Below are 21764 nucleotides of genomic sequence, written 5' to 3' on the forward strand. Positions count from 1 at the left end.
TGCCGGATGGCGGTTTTTCCCGACGGGCCGATCCTCCGACCATATGCCTCGATAGCGCAGGGCATGCCATGCGGTCAAAAGCCGATGCCATCGGGCATGGTTTGCTCTGTCCCGATGCGGCGGGTGGAAAGGGCGGGACCCTGATGGTCCGGGCGCTGGTCATCGCCAGTACTTCCCATGGGGTGGCGTGCGTGAGCCATTCGACGCCCTAATCTGGGCAGTTCCCGCCGCGACGGATGTTGCCAAGTCGCTCGCGATCCTGCGGAAAGCCCCCGCATCGATGTCAGGTTTACTTCATCAGATATGATTCAGGGTCGCGAAGTGGTCGGGTGTATAAATCATCCGTTCTAACGAGGGGACGCTATGCGATATTTTAAGTCGAAATAAAACATCTGAAACGCTTCCGTACAAAACAACATTATCGTGTAATATCTGCCGATCCCACGTGGGCCGTCCCATCGGTTTTTCTTCATAAAAATGCTCAATGATGTCGAAATGTTCCCAAATTGCCAATGCAAGCGCAACTGGGTCATGCCGCATGAAAAGCAAGCTGCATGTGTTGAACTCCATCAAGATTTTTGGCCGAAGCGCCGAGATGAGCGTTCGGCCTCCCGCAAGCACATACGGTTCCCACCCTTCCACGTCGATCTTCACCAAGCCTGGACGCGCGTACATGAATTGGTCCATGGACATTGCCGGCACTTCAACCTCGCCGGTCTCAGTCACAACGCTCCAGGGTCCATTGACATTGACTCGCACGGTTCCAGGTTTGTCGCTGACGGCTGCGTGAACGACTTCGACGTTGTTGAGCCCGTTAATCTGGATGTTTCGGCGCAGGCATTCGACGTTCTGCGGGACAGGTTCCACCGCAATGATGCGCAGGTCGGGGCGCTGAGCCGCGAGACTGCAGGAGAACATTCCGACATTTGCCCCGACGTCGAGGACGACAGATCCGCTGGGCAGATCCATGGCGGATGCGTACAAAGCGCTAATGTCAGAATTCCATTCCTTATACCACTCAAGGTAAATAGGAACCGTTCCGTGAATGTTGAGGTTGCGGCCAGCTGCAATGATGGTAGTTTGATAGCTCACGACACGCTCCAAATCCCAGATGTGTTTCGCCCTTATTTCAGCGCGTCGCGACCACGCTGGTGAGCAGCGGTTTCCGACCATAGTTGACACAGATCTTGCCACCTTATGCGTCCGGTGCCTCTGGGTGGCATTCCTGTACCTGGTCGCCGGGCTCCCCAAAAACCGGGAGAGGCATCCGGCCGAGCAATCGAAGTGGTACGCGGTCCCGCTCAATGCAGCGCAGGTCCATCTCGATGCACTTAAGACCTATGCAGATGATTTGTTCCGGAAAATCTGCATCACGGCCGCTCTGCGGATGGCACATTCTCGGCCCAACACGCGCCATCAGCGGTTAAAGCCGCTATGGCCGCTCGACCTTGTAGCCATCGGTCTGATGCGGACATTCCCGCACGAGCCTTCACGCGCTGGTCTGCTTGTCTATCGGCGGGCTACGCCTCGCCTCGAGATCGAGGTGCTCAAGATCCGCAGGACGCAGGTGCCCCGATCCAAGCAGAATGAGTGCAGGCAGATCTTGGAGGACCGGCTGAAACGCACCGACGTGGCGCCCCATCAGCGGTTCGTGACTATACAGCCTTCGCAGGCCGGTGCTTCTTCTCCCAGATCACCTGCCGGCGGCGAACGTGGTCCGCCTCTTGCGCAGGCGACAGGACCGCGCACCGAAGCTTCAGCCGGCAGGGCTGCGACCGTGGGGGCGCGGTGAGCATCAGCCTTCGACAGACCAAGTTCGCGCGCCCCGGCGCAAACCCCGCTCTCCGGGCGCCCACCTTGGGGTGTCGTTTCAGGCTGAGACGAACCCTCGGCCGGTGTCGGCTTGCCGTCGGTGAGCTCGATCCAGCGCGCATCCTGCTCATCCCGTTCCAACGCCGTCAGTTCGGCGCCGTGGTCAGCGAGCTGTTGGCATCCCGGCGTCGGCCGAAATTATCCGGTCCGGGGTTGAAGCCAAAGGTCCTCCAGGTAAGCGTTGGCGGCGTCCTTGGAACGAAACGGGCCTGCGTGGATCATCCGCTCGCTATCAACCAGATAAAATCCATATTTCGTGTACCCATCTGGCACGACCATATGTAAGTCATCGAGCAAGATCACCTCGAGATCCGCAGGCCGTGCCATCTACCTTCTCCAATCTCCGATCCAGGCCCTTATCGGGAGGAAATTACTCGCTGTCCCCCAATTGGGACTATGACTCTTGGGCTTGCCGCTCTTGTGCTGGGTGCGGGATGGCGCGCTAACTCTTCACAGCTCTCGCGCGGCGCGCCTTCTGCCTGGCAGCTTCCGCGCGATCCGCTTCCGCCTTCTCGCGCGCCTCGCGCAGGGCCTTCAGGCGGGCGATCTTCTCGTGCGCGGCATCGGCGGCCTGATCGACTGGAGAGGCCGCAGGCGCGGCGTGCTGGCCAGCGAAGGCCGCGTTGGCCCGGGCCTTGAGGTCGGCGGAACTGGTCACGGGGCGCTCCCTCGTCGTCACTGCTGGAGTTCAATCTGATTCCCGAACCGAGGGCGAGGTGCGCGCTCTACAGCCGCGACAGGAGTTCCGCTTTCTTCGCGCCAAACTCGTCGTCGGAGAGGATGCCCTTCTGGTGAAGGTCCGCAAGGCGCTCGATCCGCGAGAAAATCTCCTCGTCTGAACCGCCCGACCCCGCGCCGATGGGCGGGTTGGCGATTGGAGCGTTCTGCGACGGCGGCGGGGAAGGCGTCCATGCCGGCGCCGGCTCGACGTGAGGTGGCGCCTGGAACGAAGGCGTGTGATCCTGCCCGGGCATGCCGAGGGGCACCTGTGGCAAATCGGCGACCCGCACCACGCCATACTGGCTGGTGAAGGTGATCGACTGGTCGCCGCCCTGCTGCTGCGAGAATCCGCCGATCGCATGATCCCCGATATCATAGACCGCGATGTGGCCGTTTTGGTCGATGGCCAGACGGCGGGTGCTCGGGAACACGGCATAATGCAGGTTGTTCTGCGAGCCGGTGGAGGATGGCGCGCCCAGTTCCGCCGGCCAGCGGTTTGCGAACGCGCCGGGGACGAAGAAGCTGGAGCCGGTCGAGCCGCCCGATTGGCTCTGGCTTTGCGAGGACATCGGCGGCGGCAGGAACGGGGACGATTGCTGCAGGGCCGAAGACAGCTCATTGCACAGCGCGTCGACGCGATACTTCAACTGATTGTTGAACATATCGCCGATCATGATCATTCCGCCCTGGGACCATTGTCCCATGCCGCCGAATTCCCAGTGATTGAACTGCGCTTGCCGGCCTCCGCCGGCGGCCACCGAAATCAGCAGGGACGTCACGGCTTCGGTGCTGAAGCCGTGCCGGCTTGCGGCCGCTTCGACCATCCGTCGTCCATCGTCAGTCAGAGCTTGCATGGGAACCCGTACCTTCAAGCGATGTGGGACGCACCAGAGCTGTTTGATACCGCAAACTCCTCACCTTGGCATTCAGCACTTGGGCGATGGCCCTATGGGGCACTGCGCACACCCTGCCGCACACGGCCGCCGCCTGCCTTATGCAGAACGGCGCGCCGGCGTGGGAGGCGGCAGGGGGCCTCGGCATGTCGCCGGCACGGGTGGAGCGCACATTCTGAAAGCCGCTGCGGCCGGATCTAGGCCCGCGAAAAGAGGCTCAATCGGGGAGGAAACGGTGGAGATGCCCACCTGCCAAAATCGGAAACCGGCGGACATCTGGTGGGCCCGGAGGGACTCGAACCCCCAACCAGACCGTTATGAGCGGTCAGCTCTAACCATTGAGCTACAGGCCCCGCGCTGTACCTAGCAACGTTGGGGCCGGCGAACAACCACGCCTGTGGCGATCTCAGGCCGGCCGCGCCAAGCGCCCCATTGGCGCCGCCTTCCCGGCGTGATCTAGAGGCCGGGCGCCGTGCCGCGCCAGGGCGCGAATCTCCGCGGGCCCATGGGCGCGGCGGTGCGGGCAAGGTGAGGGTTGCGGCATGAGGTTTGCGAAAACGTGGAACGCGGCGCTGGGGGCAGCCGCCATGGCCGCCGTGGTGGGCGCGAGCCTGCCGGCCCAGGCCGAGGATGTGGCCCGCGCCACGCTGAGCGTGGTCGGTCAGGGCCGGGCGGCGGCGCGGCCGGATCTGGCGCTGGTCACCACCGGCGCGGTGTCCACCGGCAAGACGGCGGAAGAAGCGCTGGCGGCCAATTCCAAGGCGATGGAGCAGGTGATCGCCGCCATCAAGGAGGCGGGCATCGAGGCGAAGGACATCACCACCTCCGGCTTCTCCGTGCAGCCGCAATATTCCTACCCCGCCCAGGGCTCGCGCGAAGCGCCCAAGCTGGTCGGATATGAGGTGCGCAACGGCGTCACCGTGAAGGTGCGCGAACTGGTGGGCATCGGCCCGCTGCTGGACAAGGTGGTGCAGTCGGGCGCCAACCAGGCCAGCGGCCTGACCTTCCTCTCCGCCAATCCGGAGGCGCTGCAATCCCAGGCCCGGGTGGCGGCAGTGAAGGACGCCATGGCCCAGGCCGCGGTGGTGGCCGAGGCGTCCGGCGTGCGCCTGGTGCGCATCCGCCGCATCGAGCCGCGCGGCGAGGGGGGGATGCCGGTCTCGCCCATGCCCATGCTGATGAAGGCGGACGCCCGATCGGCCCCGCCGATCGAATCCGGCGAGACCGAGGCCCGTGCGCAGATGGCCATCGTCTATGAGATCGAGCCGCGCTGACACCGACCGCTGATACCGGCCAACGGACGCAGGCTGTCAGGCGACCGTCTGCGCACCGGCGGCGGGTGCGGTGCCCCATTGCACCGCGCCCGGCGGCACCAGGAGGGTGAGGGCGCCGGGCATGACCTCATAGCGCAGCGGCAGGGTTTCCCGGGTGATCTCGCCATCGGTGGCCACCCAGGCCCGGCGCCGCCGCGTGCCGTGAATGGTGACGGAGCGGGCCTGGAACGAGTGGATGCCGGGATTGTTGCGCCAGTTTTCCACCAGCAAATCGGCGCCGGCCTTGATCTTGGCGATGGCGCCGCGCTCTTCGGCCACATGGATCTCCAGCAGGCCGGTATCCAGCCGCGAGCGATGCCAGCCCGGGGCGTCGAACGGATTGCTGGTGACCAGGGCCGCATAGGCGTCGATCCGCTCCCGCCGGCCTTCGATCTCGATTTCCAGCGACAGGCGGCCGGAACGCATCACCGCCTTCCACAGCGCCAGGAACCAGCCGACGATGCGCCCGCTGTTGTGGCGCCCGGCCTCGCGGGCCATGGCCATCTGGGTGAAGAAGCCCACCCCGGATACCCCATGGAAGGCCCGGCCGTTCAGCGTTGTGACATCGATGCGCATGGGCTTGGCGGTGGCGAGCGCCGCCAGCGCGCCCTTGAGGTCGCGCGGCAGGCCGATGTCATAGGCCAGCAGGTTCATGGTGCCGAGCGGCAGGATGCCCAGCGCCACGTCGGTGCCGGCCAGCACCGAGGCGGCATAGCTCAGCGTTCCGTCGCCCGCACCTACCACCAGGGTGTCGAAGCCGTCGCGCTGCGCATGCTTGATGGCGTGGACCATCTTGCGGCCTTCGGCCAGCACCACCTCCACCTCCCGATCTGGGCCGGTGAGGATGTCGTCAATCTCGCGCGCGGTCTTGTCCGCACCGAGATCCAGCAAGGTGCCGGCCTTTGAGTTGAGTACAACGCGTGTCCGGCCCATGGTGATGCCTCCAGTCCGCGATAACATCCGGGAAGCGGATCGGGTTCCCGACACGCACGCCGCTTCATCCCCCAGCCAAACGGCGAAACTCGGGCACCGGGGGCGCGGGATGGAGGGGGCGCCTGCGGGGCCGAAGCAGCGTATTCTATCGCCAGTGGATAAGGAGCCTGAGACCATGACGATGCCGGAGACACGGGGCAAGCGCGACTCGATCTTGCGCCTGCGGGCGGGACTGCTGCTGCTGATCGCGCTGCTGCTGTTCTCGTTCAGCGGCGGGACGTTCGTGGCGCGGCAGTTCAATCTGAACCTGTGGTGGGCGCTCCTCATCGCGCTGGGCTTTGTGCTGCTGATCGGCTTCGGGGTGATGCAACTGACCAACAAGAGCTATCTGGCCATTGCGGTGGTGGTGACGGCGCTCACCGCCTATCTGGCCTATGATTTCCTGCATGATGCCATGCAATGGAGCAGCACGGTTTCGCTGGTGCTGGCGGCGATCCCGCTGGCGATCCTGGCTGCGGCCTTCTGGGATTTCCGCCGCCTCAAGGCCGAGCTGCGATTGTGGGCCGACCGGCGCTAGGCCGGAAAGCCGCAGGCGGGCGGGGAACGAAAGCTTTGCCATGGGGTTGTCGCGCGGTGCCTGTGACGGAGCCTCGCCATGTTGAAGTACGCGGTCATCTTCCTGATTCTCTCGCTGATTGCCGGCGCCATGGGCTTCATCACCGTGTCCCAGGTGGCGCGGAAGATCTCCCTGGTGCTGTTCGCCCTGTTCCTGGGGATGGCGCTGCTGGTGGCCGGGTTCGTCCTGCTGCTGGCCAAGGCCACCAGCGCCGGCACCTTGCCGGTGGCGCTCCCGCTCCTGGCGTGAAGACAGGCCCCTGCGACGCCTTCCCTGTTGAGCCGGACGCGCCGCCGCAATAGCCTTGCGCCAGGTGGCCGGTGCGGCTGCCTCAAGATCCAGAGGAGAAGACTATGCGTCGGCTCGTCCGTGCGGCCTTGTTCGGAGTGGCGGCTTTGGCCGCAACCCCGGCGCTGGCCCAGCAGAAGGTGGTGAATGTCTTCAACTGGTCGGATTATATCGACCAGAGCGTGCTGGAGGACTTCACCAAGGAGACCGGGATCAAGGTCCGCTACGACGTGTTCGACAGCAATGAGGTGCTGGAAACCAAGCTTCTGGCCGGCAAGACCGGCTATGACGTGGTGGTGCCGTCCGGCTCGTTCATGCAGCGGCAGATCAAGGCCGGCGTGTTCATCAAGCTGGACAAGTCGAAGATCCCGAACCTGCAATATGCGTGGCCGGAAATCACCAAGCGGCTGGCGGTCTATGACCCGGGCAATGAATATGCCGTCAACTATATGTGGGGCACCACCGGCATTGGCTACAATGTGGACATGGTGAAGCAGCGCCTCGGCGATGTGCCCATGAACACCTGGGACATCGTGTTCAAGCCGGAGAATCTCTCCAAGCTGAAGGATTGCGGCGTCTATATGCTGGATGGGCCGGAGGAGGTCATTCCCTCCGCCATGCGCTATCTCGGCCTCGATCCGGATTCCAAGAAGCCGGAGGATATCGCCAAGGCCGGCGAACTGCTGATGAAGATCCGTCCCTTCATCCGCAAGTTCGATTCGTCCGCTTATATCAACGCGCTGGCCGGCGGCGACATCTGCCTCGCGGTGGGCTGGTCCGGCGACGTGTTCCAGGCCAAGAAGCGCGCCGAGGAGGCGGCCGGAAAGACCAAGAAGAAGCCGGTGGTGTTGAACTATGTCATCCCCAAGGAAGGGGCGCTGATGTGGTTCGACAACTTCGCCATCCCCAAGGACGCGAAGAATATTCCGGAAGCGCTCGCCTTCATCGACTACATGATGCGCCCCGAAGTGGCGGCGAAGAATTCCGATGCCATCGCTTATGCCAACGGAAACCTCGCCTCGCAGAAGTTCATCAGCAAGGCGGTGCTGGACAATCCGGCCATCTATCCGACGCCGGAAGTGTTCGCGCAGCTGTTCACGGTGACCAACAATCCGCAGGACGTGCAGCGGGTCATCACCAAGACCTGGAACACGTTCAAGCGCGGCAAATAGGCCGTCGCGGCGTCGCCGCGATCCCAGGCCGAAATCCAGAGGCCCGCACGGCAGTCACCGTGCGGGCCTCGATCATTTCAGGGGGCATTGTTTCAACGGGCATTGTTTCAAGCGCCCGTGTTTCAGGGCGGGGGCACGATCCCGGGGCGTCGGCGTTGCGTCTGCGCGGGTCAGGCCACGCGCCCGCCCTTGAACGGCGCCATGCCCTCGCGGGCCAGTTCGTCGGCGCGCTCGTTCAGTTCGTTGCCCGCATGGCCCTTCACCCAGTGCCAGGCGATGTCGTGGGACTTGAGCGCCGCATCGAGCCGCTCCCACAGATCCTGGTTCTTCACCGGCTTCTTGTCCGCGGTCCGCCAGCCGTTGCGGCGCCAGCCGGCCATCCACTTCATCACGCCGTTGCGCAGATATTCGCTGTCCGTATGAAGATCGACCGCGCAGGGCTTCTTCAGCGCTTCCAGGGCGCTGATGGCCGCGGTCAGCTCCATGCGGTTGTTGGTGGTGAGGACTTCGCCGCCGGACAATTCCTTGCGATGGGCGCCCGAGATCAGGATGGCGCCCCAGCCGCCGGGCCCCGGATTGCCCGAACAGGCACCGTCGGTCCAGATTGCAATGCGGCCGCTCATGAATTCATCCCATAGTCGCGCGCGCTCGCCACCGCGCGGTGAAAGCGCAGCTTGCGCAGATATTCCAACGGATCCTTGGGGCGCACCAGGGCGCCTTCGGGCACGTTCAGCCAGTCCACCAGCCGGGTGAGCAGGAAGCGCAAAGCCGCGCCGCGGGCCAGGCAGGGGAGCGCTTCCACCTCGCCGGGGGTGAGCGGGCGCACCGCCTGATAGCCCTGCAACAAGGCGCGGCCCTTGGTGGCGTTGAACGCCCCATCGGCTTCGAAGCACCAGGCGTTGAGGCACACCGCCACGTCATAGGCGAGCAGATCGTTGCAGGCGAAATAGAAGTCGATGATGCCGGACAGACGGTCGTCGAGGAAGAACGCGTTGTCCGGGAACAGATCCGCGTGGATGACGCCGGCCGGCAGGCCGCGCGGCCAGGTGCGTTCCAACTGCGCCAGTTCGTCGGCGATGGTCAGCGCGAGGCCGGGATGCACCGTGTCCGCGCGCGCCGATGCCGCCTCGAACAGCGGCCGCCAGCCGGGCACGGAAAGCGCATTGGCGCGGGTGAGGGCGAAGCCGGCCCCGGCCAGATGCAGTTGGGCGAGGCCCCCGCCCAACTGGGCGCAGTGTTCGGCGGTGGGCCGGCGCACGGAGACGCCCGGCAGGAAGGTCACCATGGCACAGGGCCGGCCCGCCAGCGTGCCCAGCATGGCGCCGTCGCGGGTGGCCACCGGCTGCGGGCAGGAGATGCCGTGGGCGGCCAGATGCTGCATCAGGCCGATGAAGAACGGCAGGTCCGCCGGGTCCACGCGCTTTTCATAGAGCGTGAGGATGAAGGTGCCGCCGGTGGTCTGCACCAGGAAATTGGAGTTCTCGACCCCCTCAGCAATGCCGTGGAAGGAGACCAAGGTGCCGATATCGTAATGGGCCAGAAAGTCGGACAGGCCTGCGGCGGATACGTCCGTATAAACAGCCACGCTTTACTCCGCTGCGTCGTCGCGCAGGGCGCGGGGCAGGGGGAAGAAGACGTCTTCCTCCGCTGCGGTGACGGTTTCCACTTCGACGGCATAGCGCTCGGCGAAGGCATCGATGATTTCTTCCACCAGCACCTCGGGTGCCGAGGCGCCGGCGGTGATCCCCAGCGAGGTCAGCCCGGACAGGCGGGTCCAATCCAGATCGGCCGCGCGCTGCACCAGGATGGAAACGGCGCAGCCCTCGCGCTCGGCGGTCTCGCGCAGGCGCTGGGAATTGGAGGAATTGGGCGCGCCCACCACCACCATGGCCTGCACCTGCGGCGCCACGCGCTTCACCGCCTCCTGGCGATTGGTGGTGGCGTAGCAGATGTCTTCCTTGTGCGGGACGGCGATGGACGGGAAGCGCGTGCGCAGGATGGCGACGATCTCCGCCGTATCGTCCACGGACAGGGTGGTCTGGGTGACATAAGCGAGATTGTCGGGATCGGCGGGGACGAGGCTGCGCGCGTCCGCCGCGGTCTCCACCAGGGTGACGGCGCCATCGGGCAATTGGCCCATGGTCCCCACCACCTCGGGGTGGCGGGCATGGCCGATCAGCAGGATCTGGCGTCCCCGCTTGTGGTGGATCTGCGCCTCCCGATGCACCTTGGTCACCAGGGGGCAGGTGGCATCGATGGCGAACAGATTGCGGGCGGCAGCGGCTTCGGGAACGGATTTGGCCACCCCGTGGGCGGAGAAGATCACCGGCGCGTCGCCCGGCGGGACCTCGTGCAGTTCCTCGACGAAGACGGCGCCCTTCTTGCGCAGGCCGTCCACCACATATTTGTTATGGACGATCTCGTGCCGCACATAGACCGGCGCCCCGTGGATGGCGAGGGCCCGCTCCACCGCATCGATGGCCCGCACCACGCCGGCACAGAAGCCGCGGGGGGCGCAGAGCAGAATGCGAAGAGGGGGCTTGGACGCGTCCATGGTCGATCTGGGTTCCCGGTTCCCGGAGGTCTGCTGGGAAATGGGATCGCCGCGGCCCTCCTGTCAAGCGCCGGGCCGTCGGGCCGACATCTGGGGCGGTGGGGAACGCTAATCCTGGGTCGCCGCGAAGGCGCGCTCAGGTCCCGACCTGGGTCTCGTCGGTCAGGCCGGAGCCGAGGGCCAAGAACCGCGACGCGCTGAAACGCGGGGTGCCGTGGGTGAGGTGGACATCGGCGATGCGGCGCTCCTCGGGCACATGCTGGTGGCCGTTGCGGAGCCGGGTATTGGTGATCTTGCGCCGCACGATGCGAATCTCATTGACCGAGGCATGGGAGGCCAGGGTCTTGGCGCGGAACTTCTGGTATTCCATCTCGCTCATCACTTCGAGATTTCGGGCCACCGGGTCGATGATGATCCATGCGGTTCCGCGCTGAGCGGCGATCATGACGTCGCGGGCGCTTTCATTCATCCGGCTGAGATAGGCCTGGACCCGCGGCGCATCGAAGGTGCGGGCATTGTGGCGGGCGTCGAGATAATTGGAGAAGCCCTGGGCCAGGGACACGATCTGGCCGATCAGCAGGGAGGTGAACAGGATGTAGGGGGCAAAACCGCCCTCGAACTGCATCAGCCCGGCACCGAGGCCGGCGGTCACAACGGCGGCGCGGGGCGCCTCCGACCAGACGCCGTCGAGCAGATGAGCGCCGAGACCAAGTTCCTTGGCCCGCAGTTCATCCATGAGGTGGGCATGAGGCAGCAAGCGCATTCCCAGATCATCCCTCGATCAATCAAGCCCGCGCCGCATCGTGAAGAGCGGCATGCGCGGCTGCGTGGACGGTAAAACGCAAAACTTTACAATGCATGCCCAGGTCCGATCCCGGACGCCGACAGCGACCGTGGCGGGTATGACCGCCGACGACCGTAACGGCCTGCCGGCCGCTGTCATGCTTGGACTGCTGCGGAAACGCAGAACGCTGCAGACACAAGGTTCGGTCCCGGACCGGGAACGCTTTCCGCCAAAGCTCGGTCGCATCGGCGGCGATGCGGGCAAAGCCAGCACCTCCCGGACACGCTAAGCTGCGTCGCGGAAGCTGCCACCAGAAAGCTGCCGTTGCCAAAGCCGGCACCTTAGTCACACGTGGTTCTGTCAAAGGCCATCTAATTCACGCACGGGATGCGGATTCGCCGGACCGCCGTCGTCCACCTTCCCCTCGGTCGCCAGGCACTCCTTCAGCCGGGTAACCTAAAACATCCATTATGAACGCAAATGGCCTAAGTCACTGACATATGCAAGCGGTTCCATGGTGCGCGAGAGAATATCATTTCGCCATCCCCCAAATGGGGGCATGAACTGACACGCTGTACGCTCGCCTGAATTGCATAGCGTGCTAACAATACATCGAACTCAGTGCGCATATACCGCATTTGGGGTACGGTTTGGCCATTGTGCGGTTCGCCACAGTCTTGCGGCTGCGACTCGATGCCTGGACCAGAACGTGCCTGGCGCCGGTGCCACGTGCTCAAGAAAACGTCAGAATGACCGCTCGCAAGCACCATTCCCGGACATTTGCCCCGCATGGGCGCGCCGCTGGTCCATGGGCGTACGGGGCAGGGGGCAGGCAATTGCATCGCCGGCGCGAAAGGCCTATGTTGCTGTCATCCCGGACAATCGTGAGAGATCCGCGGCTCGCCTCCCGGAACGGGGGCGGACCAAAGCGGATCTGCATGCGTCCGTCGCCCCGCGTCCCAAGAGAAGCCAAGAGGCCGCCATGTCCAACCCTGCCCCGCTGATGCCCAAGGCGACCGCCGTGTGGCTGGTCGAGAACACGGCTCTGACCTTCGAGCAGATCGGCGATTTTTGTAAGCTTCATCCCCTGGAGGTGAAGGGCATCGCCGACGGTGAAGTCGCCCAGGGGATCAAGGGGCTCGACCCCATCTCCACCGGCCAGCTCACCCGTGAATCCATCGACATGGGCGAGAAGAACCCGAACTTCCACCTCAAGCTGCTCGAGTCGAAGGTACGCCTGCCCGAGCCCAAGCGTCGCAAGGGGCCGCGCTATACGCCCGTGTCGCGCCGGCACGATCGCCCCAATGCGATCCTGTGGCTGACCCGCAACCATCCCGAGCTCAAGGACGCCCAGATCATCCGCCTGGTGGGCACCACCAAGGCCACCATCCAGGCGATCAAGGAGCGGACCCACTGGAACTCGGCCTCGCTGGCGCCCATGGATCCGGTGACGCTGGGTCTGTGCAGCCAGATCGACCTGGACATGGAAGTGCAGCGCGCGGCCAAGGATCGGCCGGCCTCGGCCACCGCCGAGGAGCGCGGCGCCACCTTGCTGCCGGCGGACCTCACCACCCACCGGGACGAGCCGGCGCCCAGCGGCCGCAAGGAATCGCTCGATCTGGAGACCGTGTTCGCCAAACTCGGCGGCTCGCGCCGCGGCGAGGATGACGACGAGGATTGATGCCGTGCCCCGGGCGCTCCCGCGGGGGCGCCCGGGTCGGGACGGGGAACACCCCTTAAGACAATGGCGCCGCCCGTGGAGGGCGGCGCCATTGTCGTATGACGCGGTGTCTTATGTGGGGAATTGTGGGTCAGTGGGCCATCAACACCGGCACCGTCATGCTCTCGAGGATGTCGCGGGTGACCCCGCCGAGAACCATCTCGCGCAGGCGGGAATGGCCATAGCCGCCCATGACCACCAGGTCCGCGCCCTGATCGGAGACCTCGTTGAGGATCGCCGCGGACACGCTCTCGCCGGAGCCGAGCACCAGATGGCGCAGGTTCGCGGACAGGCCATGATGGCCCAGATGCCGCTCCAGGTCCGCCGCCGCCGGGGTGGTGTCGTCATCGTCATGCCGCCGAACCGAGAACACTTCCAAGTGCTTGGCATGGTGCAGCAGGGGGAAGCTCTCCGCCAAGGCGCGGGCGCTGGCGCGGCTGCCGTCCCAGGCCACCACCACCCGGTTCAGGGCGAAGGGGGGCTTCTGGACATAAGGCACCAGCAGGACCGCGCGCCCGGAATCCATCAGGGCCGCCTCGGCGATCACCTCTTCCGGCCCCGGCCGATCGGGATCGGGCTGGGCGACCACGGTCAGGTCGAACAGCCGCGAAAGTTCCGCAAAGCTCCGCGCCGCCTCACCCAGCGACGCGGAGAGGGTGCGCACGCTGCTCCCGACGCCGGCCTCGGTGGCGATGGCGGTGAATTTTGCCGCCGCCTTCTCGGCCGCGACCTCGTTGTCGCGAATCTGCTGGTCGATGAAGTCGGTGGGGAGGGCTCCCATGTAAAAGGGCGGCACGTCCAGCTCATAGGTCACCGCAAGGCCGGTGAGATGCGCCTTGAAGGCGCCGGCCAAGGCCGCGGCATAATGCGCGGCAGGATCGCGCTCCGCGCCCTGGGTGAGGTTAACCAGAATGTCCCGGATCATGGAGGGGTCTCTCTAAAGCCGCGTCGAAGCCACGACTTTACCCTAAACCGCGATCAGAACAGTTCCTTGACCCGCCGCAAACATCGGCTTTTCAAAAGGAAAACGCGGCCGCCCGGGGGGAAGGCGGCCGCGTCATATGGAACCCAGAGTTTGGGGGAGAACTGAAGGTCCCATGCATCTAACGCGATGCCCAAAATCAGGTTCCCTCGGAGATGAAAAATAATCCCCATGGCTCGCGCCCGGCCCCGAACACATTTACATCCTCCCATGGCGCCGTCGTTGGCGTCAGTGGTGGCGTGCGCATGACCCCCGATCTGAGTATCGTCGTTCCGGTCTTTAACGAGGCCAGCGGCCTGCCATTCTTCCATCAGCGCCTGTCGGCCTGCGCCCGGGCGGTCGCCGATGCGCGCGGCATGCGCATTGAGATCGTCTATGTGGACGACGGCAGCCGCGACGACACCGCCGCGATCGCGTCGGAGCTGCCCGCCCTGGGCCTCGACGTGCAGGTGGTGGCGCTCTCGCGCAATTTCGGCAAGGAATCGGCCCTTCTGGCCGGGCTCGACCACGCCCGTGGCGATGCGCTGCTGTTCATGGACGGCGATGGCCAGCACCCCCCGGAAATGATCGAGACCTTCGTGTCCTTGTGGAAGGACGAGGGCTTCGACGTGCCTTATGCCATCAAGGCCGACCGCTCCGACGAGCCGATGCCGCGCCGGATGTTCGTGAGGGTATTCTACCGCCTGCTCAATTTCGGCGCATCTTCCCGCATTCCCGAGGATGCGGCGGATTTCCGCCTGCTCTCGCCCCGCGCCACCGCGGCCCTGCGCCGTCTGCCGGAGCGCAATCGCTTCTTCAAGGGCCTGTCCAGCTGGATCGGCTTCCGCCAGAAGGCGGTTCCCTATCGCCCTGCCGCCCGCGAGCACGGCTCCAGCAGCTGGAGCTTCCTGCGCCTGCTGGGCTTGTCCATGGAGGCGCTGACCTCATTCTCGCCCGCCCCCTTGCGGCTCGCGGGCCTCGTGGGGGCGCTCCTGGCCGGGGCGGCGTTCCTGTATGGGTCGTGGATCGTGGTGGAGCGCCTGCTCTGGGGCATTCCCTTGCCCGGCTACCCGTCGGTGGTGGTGGGGCTCATGGTCATCGGCGGCGTGCAACTGCTGGTGATCGGCATCATGGGCGAGTACATCGCCCGCATCCTGTCTGAAATCAAAGCGCGTCCGGTCTATTTCGTCGCCGATCATGCGGTCCGCCATGCGGAACCCGCCGGCGAGCGTCCGGCCGCCGTGGACCTGCCCAAGGTTTTGCCGTGAAGCGTATTGTGATCTGTGCGGACGACTATGGGATCGCTCCCGGGGTCTCCGAGGCCATTCGCGCGTTGCTCTCGGAGCGGCGCATCAATGCCACGTCGGTCATGACGGTGTTGCCGGACCTCCTGGAGGAGGCCGACGCCCTGCTGCCCATGACCGGCGGACAGGCGTCGATCGGTCTGCACCTCACCCTGACCGGCAACTTCGAGCCCCTGACCCACGGCTTCCGCGGGGCGACCTTCCCCTCGCTGAGCAAGCTGATGGCGCTGGCGTTTGCCCGCCGGCTCGACCCGGTGAACGTCAAGGCCGAGGTGGAAACCCAGTTCATGGCCTTCGAGGAGGCGTTCGGCCGCGCCCCGGACCATGTGGACGGCCACCAGCATGTGCATCTGCTGCCCATCGTGCGCGAGGCCGTGCTGGATGTGACCCGCCGCCGGGCCCCCAATGCCTGGGTACGGGACTGCACGCCGGCGGCCGGTGCGCTCAAGGGGCTCGATCCCAAAGGCCGGTTCATCGGGGCTTTGGCGCGGGGGCTGGCGGAACAGGCGGCGGCTGCCGGCCTCGCCACCAACCGGGGCTTTGCCGGTGCCTACAACTTCAAGGTGGGGACCAATTACGGCCGCATCCTCACCCATTTCCTCGCCGCTTTGGGTGATGGCGGACTGGTCATGGTCCATCCGGGCCATGTGGATGATGCGCTGCGCGCCCGTGATCCCCTGACCGGACCGCGGGAAGCAGAATATGACGTACTGGCCGGTGCCGCCCTGCCGCAGATCCTGCTCAGCACCCACGCCCAGTTGCGCTGACAGATCCTGGAGCGGTCAGGGCGCCTTGGCGGGGGGCTTGGCATCGTCCGTTGCCGGACGATCCTCGGGCTTGGGGTCATAGGCGAACGACAAGGCGTGATAGAGCGGCTCCGGCGCCAGCAGGCGCGAGGTGCTGGCGCCCAGCAGTGCGGTGGCGAGCAGCGGCACCACCAGATGGACCTCGTTGGTCATCTCCATCACGATGATGAAGGCAGTCAGCGGCGCCTGCACCACGCCGGCGAAATAGCCGACCATGCCCAGCATCGCCAACGCCCGCACATCCACGTTCGGCAGGAAGTTCTGCAATGAGGCCCCGACGCTGGCACCCACGGACAGGGACGGCGAGAACAGTCCGCCCGGTATGCCGCTGGCGGATGAGATCAGGGTGGAGGCCAATTTGACCGGGGCATACCACCAGGGGGTTGTGATGCCCTGTTCCAACAGGTCCCGGGTCGGACCGTAGCCGGAGCCGCCCGCAAATCCATCGGTAAGCAGGGCCAGAAGCGCCACCGCGAGACCGCACAGGCCGCCGTAGAGCCAGGGCCGGCGCTTCAGCGGGCCGAAGATGCGCCCACGGGCTTTCGACATGGCCACCAGGCCACGGGAGAAGATCGCCCCGCCGATGCCGCCGGTGATGGCGCACACCACCACGGCGGTCCAGCCGATCGGCGGGAATTCCTCCGCCGGGATCGCGCCGAAGTAGGAATACTGACCGACCAGCATCAGGCTGACCAAGCCCGAGATCACCACCGCCGCGGAGATCAGGCCGGTGAGGCGCTTGTCATAGGACTTTGCCATTTCCTCGATGGCAAACATGACGCCGGCCAGCGGCGTGTTGAAGGCTCCGGCGATTCCTGCGGCGGCGCCCACCAGAATGAGCCCGTTGGCGCGCCCGATGCCCACCAGACCGGCCAGTGCCACCATGATGGCGCAGCCCAACTGCACGGTCGGCCCCTCGCGGCCGATGGAGGCGCCCACCGCCAAGCCGGCGATGGTCAGGCCGATCTTCCCGAGCGTCACCTTAGCGCTGAGAAGCCGGGCGCGGTGGGCGGGAATGCCGGAGCGGCGGGCGGCGATGGCCTGGGGAATGCCGCTACCCTGGGCGCCGTCAAAAAAGCGCACGGTGAGCCAGGCAAACAGGGCGAAGCCGCCGGGGGTCAGGATCAGCAGCGCATAGGGCGCCCGATGCATGATCGCCACATAGACGTCCTGCGCCCGATCCGCCACGGCGGCGAAGGCCACCGAGGCGACGCCGACCGCCACCGCCCCAAGTATGAATACCAGGCGGCGCTTCCAGAGGGTCTTGGAGGTCAAGGCGACGCGAATGCGCCGCAGGTCGCGATCAAACATCATGCGTCCTCGCCCTGCCGCCGCAACGGCATACCGTCGGAGAGCCGCGCACGGAGGTGCGAAGCCCCGTGAGCGGTTACAGGGCGGGAGTGGGGAGCGTCAATGCATCATGCGGGCTGCGGGGCAAAAGCCTGCCCGGAAACCAGCGGACGCGGCATGGTGTTCCCCGAAAGCACCAGGGCGCGGTCATGCAACGCCGTCAGGGTCGCCCGGTGGCCGATGGACAAGACCGTCGCCTCCGGCAGGCGGGTGTGCAACAAGCCATAGAGGGTGGCTTCCGACCCCTCGTCGAGAGCGGCCGTGGCTTCGTCCAACAGGAGCACGTCGGGCATCGCCAGCAACGCACGGGCGATGGAGAGGCGCTGCTGCTCGCCCAATGACAGCACATGCGGCCACAGCAAGGTCTCTTCCAGACGCGGAACCAAGGCGCCGAGGCCCACTAGTTCCAGTACGTTGCTCAATTGGGCGGTGCTGAAGGCTTCGGCCGGCAGCGGATAGGCCAAGGCAGCATTCAGCGGGCCCACCGGCACATACGGGCGCTGCGGCAGGATCATCAGCCGGGTGCCTTCGGGCAGGGCGATCTCGCCGCTCCCGAACGGCCAGATGCCGGCGATGGCACGGAACAGAGTGGTCTTGCCCGCGCCCGACGGACCGACCACCAGCACCCGTTCGCCTTTCTCCAGCGCCAGTGTGTCCACGCTGACGATGGAGAGGTCATTGGGCAGGCGCACGTCCATGCGGGCCAATTGCAGCGCCGGGCTGCCGGCGGGGGCGATGCTGTGCGGGAATGCCCGCGCGCCATCGTCCAGCTTGGCCGCGCCCATGGCGGCTTCGAAGCCGGTGAGGCGGTTCACCACCGAGGTCCATTCCGCGAGGGTGGAGTAGGAACTGATGAAGAAGGAGAAGGCGCCCTGCACCGAGCCGAAGGCCGAGCCGGTCTGCATCAGCACGCCCAATTGGATGGCGCCGGCGAAGTAGCCGGGTGAGACCACCACATAGGGGAAGATGCTGGAGATCTGATTGTAGCCCGCGGTGAACCAAGTCAGGCGCTTCTGCGCCTTCATCAGGCCGATATAGTTGCCCCAGATGCGGGAGAAACGGCCATCGAGCTTGCGGCCCTCGGCATCTTCGCCGGCCAGCATGGCGATCTGCTCGCTGTTTTCGCGCACCCGCACCAGATCGACGCGGAAGTCCGCTTCATAGCGCTGTTGGTCGAAGTTCAAGCGGACCAATGGCTTGCCGATGAGATGGGTGATGAGCGTGCCGATGGCGGCATAGATCAGCGCCGCCCAGAACAGATAGCCGGGGATGTGCAGATCCAGGCCGAACAAGGCGAAATCGATCTGCCCCGAAAGCCCCCACAAGATGACGCTGAAGGAAACCAGCGATACCAGGGTGCCGAGCAGGCCGACGCCGACGCCGATGGTCTGGCTGACAAACAGGTTCACATCCTGGGCGATGCGCTGGTCGGGGTTGTCCGCGGCATCGCCCGAGAGGCGCAGGCGATAATGGGTCTCGTCCGTGAGCCAATGCTCGAGATAGCGCCGGGTGAGCCACCGGCGCCAGCGGATCTCCAGCCACTGCTTGAGATAGACTTGATACACCGCGATGCAGATGGCCCCGGCGGCAATGGCGCAGAACACCAGCAATTGATATTTGAACGCGGCAAAATCCTTTTCCTGGATCGCGTCATAGAAGGCGGCGTTCCACTTGTTCAGCAGAACAGTGGCGTAGACCCACCCGAGTTCCAGGGCGATCACCGCCGCGAGCAGCCCGAGGGCGATCCAGCGCTCCTCGCTGCGGAAATAGGGCAGGGCCAGGCGGCGGATGTCGCTGAGAAGTGTGAAAAGGGCGCGCATCGGGGCTCGACGAGAAGAGGACAGCTGCCCAAGCTTAGGCGCTTTCCCCGTGGCGAGACCATGGCCGCAACATTACGTCTTCGAAAGATGAACAGCCAAAAGGTGGCCTTACGCAAGGTCGGGCATCGGGCCTCACAGGCCCTTTGCCATTTCCCGCAGCTTGAACTTCTGGATCTTGCCGGTGGAGGTCTTGGGAATCTCTTCGAACAGGATGGTACGCGGGCATTTGAAGGCGGCCAGATGCAACCGGCAGTGGGCCACCAGTTCCTCCATGGTGGCGCTGGCGCCGGCTCGGAGCTCCACAAACGCCACCGGGGTCTCGCCCCATTTGTCGTCGGGCCGCGCCACCACCGCCGCGGCGCTGATGGCTGGATGCTTGTAGAGGGCGTCTTCCACCTCGATGGAGGAGATGTTCTCGCCGCCGGAGATGATGATGTCCTTGGAACGGTCCTTCAGCTGCACATAGCCGTCCGGGTGCTTCACTCCGAGGTCGCCGGAGTGGAACCAGCCGCCGGCGAAGGCGGAATCGGTGGCGGTGGGGTTCTTCAGATAGCCCTTCATCACCACATTGCCGCGGAACATAACTTCGCCGATGGTCTCGCCATCAGCGGGCACCGGCACCATCGTGTCCGGGTCCATCACGTCCAGCGCTTCAAGGGCGCTGTAGCGCACGCCCTGGCGAGATTTCTTGGCGGCGCGCTCGGCGCTGGGCAGGGCGTCCCACTCGGTGTGCCAGTCATTCACCACGGCGGGGCCATAGACCTCGGTCAGCCCATAGACATGGACGACGTGGAAGCCGGCATCCTGCATCGCCTCCAGCACTGCGGCCGGAGGCGGCGCGGCCGCAGTGATGAAAGACACCGCGCTGGGCAGAGGGCGCTTGTCCTCGGCCGGGGCGTTCAGCAGCGTGGACATAACGATGGGCGCGCCGCACATGTGGGTCACGCCGTGGTCGGCGATGGCGTCGAAGATCGGCTTGGCACGCACCTGGCGCAGGCACACATGGGTGCCCGCCACCACCGACACCGACCAGGGGAAGCACCAGCCGTTGCAGTGGAACATGGGCAAGGTCCACAGATAGACCGGATGCGCGCCCAAATGGCAGGTGACCACATTGCCCACCGCCAGCAGATGCGCGCCGCGATGGTGATAGACCACCCCCTTGGGATCTCCCGTGGTGCCTGATGTGTAATTGAGCGCGATGGCGTTCCACTCGTCGGAGGGCATCGCCCAGGCATAGTCTGGATCGCCGGTCGCAAGGAAGGTTTCGTATTCCATCTCGCCGATGCGGGCGCCCGGTCCGGCATATTCCGGATCGTCATAGTCGATGACGATGGGCTTGCGGGTGGCGATGGCCAGCGCCGCCTTGATGACCGGGGAGAATTCCCGGTCCGTGATCAGCACCTTGGCCTCGCCATGGTCAATGGTGAAGGCGAGGATGGCGGCATCCAGCCGGGTATTGAAGGCATTCAGCACCGCACCGCACATGGGTACGCCGTAATGGGCCTCGATCATGGCGGGGGTGTTGGACAGCATGACCGCCACCGTGTCGCCGGCACCGATGCCACGCCGCTCCAGCGCCGACGCCAGCTGGCGGGCGCGGGCATAGATGTCGCGATAGGTGCGGCTGAGGGCGCCATGGATCACCGCAGGATGGTCCGGGAACACGCTCGCCGCCCGCTCCAGGAACCCCAGCGGGGTCAGCGGCTGGTGATTGGCCGGGTTGCGGTCGAGGTGACGGTCGAAAATGCGGTGGTCGCTGTCGCGGTCCATGGGTGGCGTTTCCCCAAGTCATGTCGGCTGGTGTCGGCCGGTTGTTCTGTTGCGCGCGACCGTAGCCGAGCGCCTTGCCCTTGCGCAATTGGCCATGGCCACGACCAAGGTCTTACGCAAAAGATCGGACTTGCCTTGCCCCATCGGCTGGGCGTCAATCGGCGCAACCAAAAGATGAAATCGTGCACCGGGAGGACGACGCCATGCTCGAGCAGAGCCAGAGCCGCTATGCGCAGACTTATGCGCGTTGGAAGAGCGATCCCAACGCCTTCTGGGGCGCCGCCGCCAAGGACATCGACTGGATCACAGCCCCGGCCAAGGTGTTCGATCCGGAGGTGGGCGTCTATGGCCGCTGGTTCGTCGATGGTGTCTGCAACACCTGTTACAACGCCGTCGATCGGCACGTGGCCGACGGCCGGGGCGCACAGGATGCGCTGATCTACGACAGCCCGGTCACCGGGTCCCGCCGCACCCTGACCTATTCCGAACTGCTGGCAGAGGTGCGTGTGCTGGGTGCCATCCTGCGCGACCTCGGGGTGGAGAAGGGCGACCGGGTGGTGCTCTACATGCCCATGGTGCCGGAGGCGGTCATCGCCATGCTGGCATGTGCGCGCATCGGCGCGGTGCATTCCGTAGTGTTCGGCGGCTTTGCCGCCAACGAACTGGCGGTGCGCATCGACGATGCCCAGCCCAAGGTTGTTCTGGCCGCTTCCTGCGGCATCGAGCCGAACCGGGTCGTGCCTTATAAGCCGCTGCTGGATCTCGCCATCGGCATGGCGCAGCACAAGCCTCAGGCCTGCCTCATCCTCCAGCGACCGGAGAAGCCGAGTACGTTGGTGGAAGGCCGGGACCATGATTGGGCCGAGCGCCGCGCCGCCGGCGCCG

General features: G+C 65.4%; 20 protein-coding genes and 1 tRNA gene. 8 read left to right on the forward strand and 13 right to left on the reverse strand.

All coding sequences use genetic code 11. The features are described from left to right. Positions 1-297 precede the first annotated feature (297 nt). From AAG816_RS02815 to AAG816_RS02830, 4 genes are all read right to left on the reverse strand, one after another. On the reverse strand, positions 298-1092 hold the full coding sequence (locus AAG816_RS02815; protein ID WP_341987923.1) for an FkbM family methyltransferase: 795 nt from the start codon (positions 1090-1092) through the stop codon (positions 298-300). Positions 1093-2314: 1222 nt separating this feature from the next. Beyond that, entirely contained in the window at positions 2315-2530 is a 216-nt protein-coding gene (locus AAG816_RS02820) for a hypothetical protein (protein WP_341987924.1), read from the reverse strand. Positions 2531-2597: 67 nt separating this feature from the next. Next, on the reverse strand, positions 2598-3416 hold the full coding sequence (locus tag AAG816_RS02825; RefSeq protein WP_341987925.1) for an SHOCT domain-containing protein: 819 nt from the start codon (positions 3414-3416) through the stop codon (positions 2598-2600). A gap of 346 nt (positions 3417-3762) precedes the next feature. Next, a tRNA-Ile gene (locus AAG816_RS02830) sits at positions 3763-3838 on the reverse strand. Positions 3839-4027: 189 nt separating this feature from the next. Here AAG816_RS02830 and AAG816_RS02835 point away from each other — a divergent pair. Then, complete coding sequence (locus AAG816_RS02835) at positions 4028-4759, forward strand: SIMPL domain-containing protein (RefSeq protein WP_341987926.1); 732 nt, start codon at positions 4028-4030, stop codon at positions 4757-4759. Positions 4760-4795: 36 nt separating this feature from the next. Here the strand turns inward: AAG816_RS02835 and AAG816_RS02840 are convergent, their stop codons facing one another. Then, the gene (locus tag AAG816_RS02840) at positions 4796-5731 is read right to left on the reverse strand and encodes a diacylglycerol kinase family protein (protein ID WP_341987928.1); all 936 of its coding nucleotides are present in this window, start codon (positions 5729-5731) and stop codon (positions 4796-4798) included. A 175-nt stretch (positions 5732-5906) separates the two neighbouring features. Between AAG816_RS02840 and AAG816_RS02845 the strand changes: the two genes are divergently transcribed. The 3 genes from AAG816_RS02845 (at position 5907) to AAG816_RS02855 (ending at position 7807) form a co-directional block, all read left to right on the forward strand. Then, on the forward strand, positions 5907-6308 hold the full coding sequence (locus tag AAG816_RS02845; RefSeq protein WP_341987929.1) for a hypothetical protein: 402 nt from the start codon (positions 5907-5909) through the stop codon (positions 6306-6308). A 78-nt stretch (positions 6309-6386) separates the two neighbouring features. Next, complete coding sequence (locus AAG816_RS02850) at positions 6387-6596, forward strand: DUF1328 family protein (RefSeq protein WP_341987931.1); 210 nt, start codon at positions 6387-6389, stop codon at positions 6594-6596. A 104-nt stretch (positions 6597-6700) separates the two neighbouring features. Then, positions 6701-7807 (forward strand): polyamine ABC transporter substrate-binding protein, encoded by a 1107-nt coding sequence (locus AAG816_RS02855; protein WP_341987933.1) that lies wholly within the window; start codon positions 6701-6703, stop codon positions 7805-7807. A 170-nt stretch (positions 7808-7977) separates the two neighbouring features. On the opposite strand, the gene rnhA is transcribed toward AAG816_RS02855, so the two are convergent. The 4 genes from rnhA to AAG816_RS02875 form a co-directional block, all read right to left on the reverse strand. After that, positions 7978-8430 carry a ribonuclease HI gene (gene rnhA, locus AAG816_RS02860; RefSeq protein ID WP_341987936.1) on the reverse strand — a complete coding sequence of 151 codons (453 nt, stop codon included), beginning with the start codon at positions 8428-8430 and terminating at the stop codon, positions 7978-7980. Then, positions 8427-9392, reverse strand: a complete 966-nt coding sequence (locus AAG816_RS02865) for a homoserine kinase (RefSeq protein WP_341987938.1) — start codon at positions 9390-9392, stop codon at positions 8427-8429. The genes rnhA and AAG816_RS02865 overlap by 4 nt, the downstream gene beginning before the upstream one ends. Positions 9393-9395: 3 nt before the next feature. Further along, positions 9396-10361, reverse strand: coding sequence for a 4-hydroxy-3-methylbut-2-enyl diphosphate reductase (ispH, locus tag AAG816_RS02870; RefSeq protein WP_341987939.1), 966 nt, complete (start codon positions 10359-10361; stop codon positions 9396-9398). Positions 10362-10497: 136 nt separating this feature from the next. Next, on the reverse strand, positions 10498-11124 hold the full coding sequence (locus AAG816_RS02875) for a hypothetical protein (protein ID WP_341987942.1): 627 nt from the start codon (positions 11122-11124) through the stop codon (positions 10498-10500). Between the two features lie 1003 nt (positions 11125-12127). On the opposite strand from AAG816_RS02875, the gene AAG816_RS02880 reads away from it, so the two are divergent. Continuing rightward, complete coding sequence (locus tag AAG816_RS02880; RefSeq protein ID WP_341987944.1) at positions 12128-12826, forward strand: cell cycle transcriptional regulator TrcR; 699 nt, start codon at positions 12128-12130, stop codon at positions 12824-12826. Positions 12827-12956: 130 nt separating this feature from the next. On the opposite strand, the gene AAG816_RS02885 is transcribed toward AAG816_RS02880, so the two are convergent. Further along, positions 12957-13790, reverse strand: a complete 834-nt coding sequence (locus AAG816_RS02885) for a universal stress protein (protein WP_341987946.1) — start codon at positions 13788-13790, stop codon at positions 12957-12959. Between the two features lie 302 nt (positions 13791-14092). Between AAG816_RS02885 and AAG816_RS02890 the strand changes: the two genes are divergently transcribed. Both AAG816_RS02890 and AAG816_RS02895 read left to right on the forward strand, forming a co-directional pair. Continuing rightward, complete coding sequence (locus tag AAG816_RS02890) at positions 14093-15094, forward strand: glycosyltransferase family 2 protein (RefSeq protein WP_341987947.1); 1002 nt, start codon at positions 14093-14095, stop codon at positions 15092-15094. Beyond that, positions 15091-15897: a ChbG/HpnK family deacetylase gene (locus tag AAG816_RS02895; protein WP_341987948.1), complete on the forward strand. Its 807-nt coding sequence runs from the start codon at positions 15091-15093 to the stop codon at positions 15895-15897. The genes AAG816_RS02890 and AAG816_RS02895 overlap by 4 nt, the downstream gene beginning before the upstream one ends. A 15-nt stretch (positions 15898-15912) precedes the next feature. Here AAG816_RS02895 and AAG816_RS02900 read toward each other — a convergent pair whose 3' ends face one another. From AAG816_RS02900 to AAG816_RS02910, 3 genes are all read right to left on the reverse strand, one after another. Continuing rightward, positions 15913-17250 carry a chloride channel protein gene (locus AAG816_RS02900; RefSeq protein ID WP_341987949.1) on the reverse strand — a complete coding sequence of 446 codons (1338 nt, stop codon included), beginning with the start codon at positions 17248-17250 and terminating at the stop codon, positions 15913-15915. A gap of 104 nt (positions 17251-17354) precedes the next feature. Then, positions 17355-19106 carry an ABC transporter ATP-binding protein/permease gene (locus AAG816_RS02905; protein ID WP_341987951.1) on the reverse strand — a complete coding sequence of 584 codons (1752 nt, stop codon included), beginning with the start codon at positions 19104-19106 and terminating at the stop codon, positions 17355-17357. 132 nt (positions 19107-19238) lie between these two features. Beyond that, positions 19239-20879, reverse strand: coding sequence for an acyl-CoA synthetase (locus tag AAG816_RS02910; protein ID WP_341987953.1), 1641 nt, complete (start codon positions 20877-20879; stop codon positions 19239-19241). Between the two features lie 203 nt (positions 20880-21082). On the opposite strand from AAG816_RS02910, the gene AAG816_RS02915 reads away from it, so the two are divergent. Further along, positions 21083-21764, forward strand: a 682-nt coding sequence (locus tag AAG816_RS02915) for an AMP-binding protein (protein WP_341987955.1), incomplete at its 3' end; no start/stop codon positions are given.

Source organism: Azorhizobium sp. AG788 (genome assembly GCF_943371865.1).
Lineage (GTDB): Bacteria > Pseudomonadota > Alphaproteobacteria > Rhizobiales > Xanthobacteraceae > Azorhizobium.

What these genes read in the sequence shown, in the direction of transcription:
- AAG816_RS02825 (WP_341987925.1), bottom strand. Translation starts at nt 3,416, where the DNA reads ATGGTCGAAGCGGCCGCAAGCCGGCACGGCTTCAGCACCGAAGCCGTG.
- AAG816_RS02835 (WP_341987926.1), top strand. Translation starts at nt 4,028, where the DNA reads ATGAGGTTTGCGAAAACGTGGAACGCGGCGCTGGGGGCAGCCGCCATG.
- AAG816_RS02840 (WP_341987928.1), bottom strand. Translation starts at nt 5,731, where the DNA reads ATGGGCCGGACACGCGTTGTACTCAACTCAAAGGCCGGCACCTTGCTG.
- AAG816_RS02845 (WP_341987929.1), top strand. Translation starts at nt 5,907, where the DNA reads ATGACGATGCCGGAGACACGGGGCAAGCGCGACTCGATCTTGCGCCTG.
- AAG816_RS02850 (WP_341987931.1), top strand. Translation starts at nt 6,387, where the DNA reads ATGTTGAAGTACGCGGTCATCTTCCTGATTCTCTCGCTGATTGCCGGC.
- AAG816_RS02855 (WP_341987933.1), top strand. Translation starts at nt 6,701, where the DNA reads ATGCGTCGGCTCGTCCGTGCGGCCTTGTTCGGAGTGGCGGCTTTGGCC.
- rnhA (WP_341987936.1), bottom strand. Translation starts at nt 8,430, where the DNA reads ATGAGCGGCCGCATTGCAATCTGGACCGACGGTGCCTGTTCGGGCAAT.
- ispH (WP_341987939.1), bottom strand. Translation starts at nt 10,361, where the DNA reads ATGGACGCGTCCAAGCCCCCTCTTCGCATTCTGCTCTGCGCCCCCCGC.
- AAG816_RS02875 (WP_341987942.1), bottom strand. Translation starts at nt 11,124, where the DNA reads ATGCGCTTGCTGCCTCATGCCCACCTCATGGATGAACTGCGGGCCAAG.
- AAG816_RS02880 (WP_341987944.1), top strand. Translation starts at nt 12,128, where the DNA reads ATGTCCAACCCTGCCCCGCTGATGCCCAAGGCGACCGCCGTGTGGCTG.
- AAG816_RS02885 (WP_341987946.1), bottom strand. Translation starts at nt 13,790, where the DNA reads ATGATCCGGGACATTCTGGTTAACCTCACCCAGGGCGCGGAGCGCGAT.
- AAG816_RS02890 (WP_341987947.1), top strand. Translation starts at nt 14,093, where the DNA reads ATGACCCCCGATCTGAGTATCGTCGTTCCGGTCTTTAACGAGGCCAGC.
- AAG816_RS02900 (WP_341987949.1), bottom strand. Translation starts at nt 17,250, where the DNA reads ATGATGTTTGATCGCGACCTGCGGCGCATTCGCGTCGCCTTGACCTCC.
- AAG816_RS02905 (WP_341987951.1), bottom strand. Translation starts at nt 19,106, where the DNA reads ATGCGCGCCCTTTTCACACTTCTCAGCGACATCCGCCGCCTGGCCCTG.
- AAG816_RS02910 (WP_341987953.1), bottom strand. Translation starts at nt 20,879, where the DNA reads ATGGACCGCGACAGCGACCACCGCATTTTCGACCGTCACCTCGACCGC.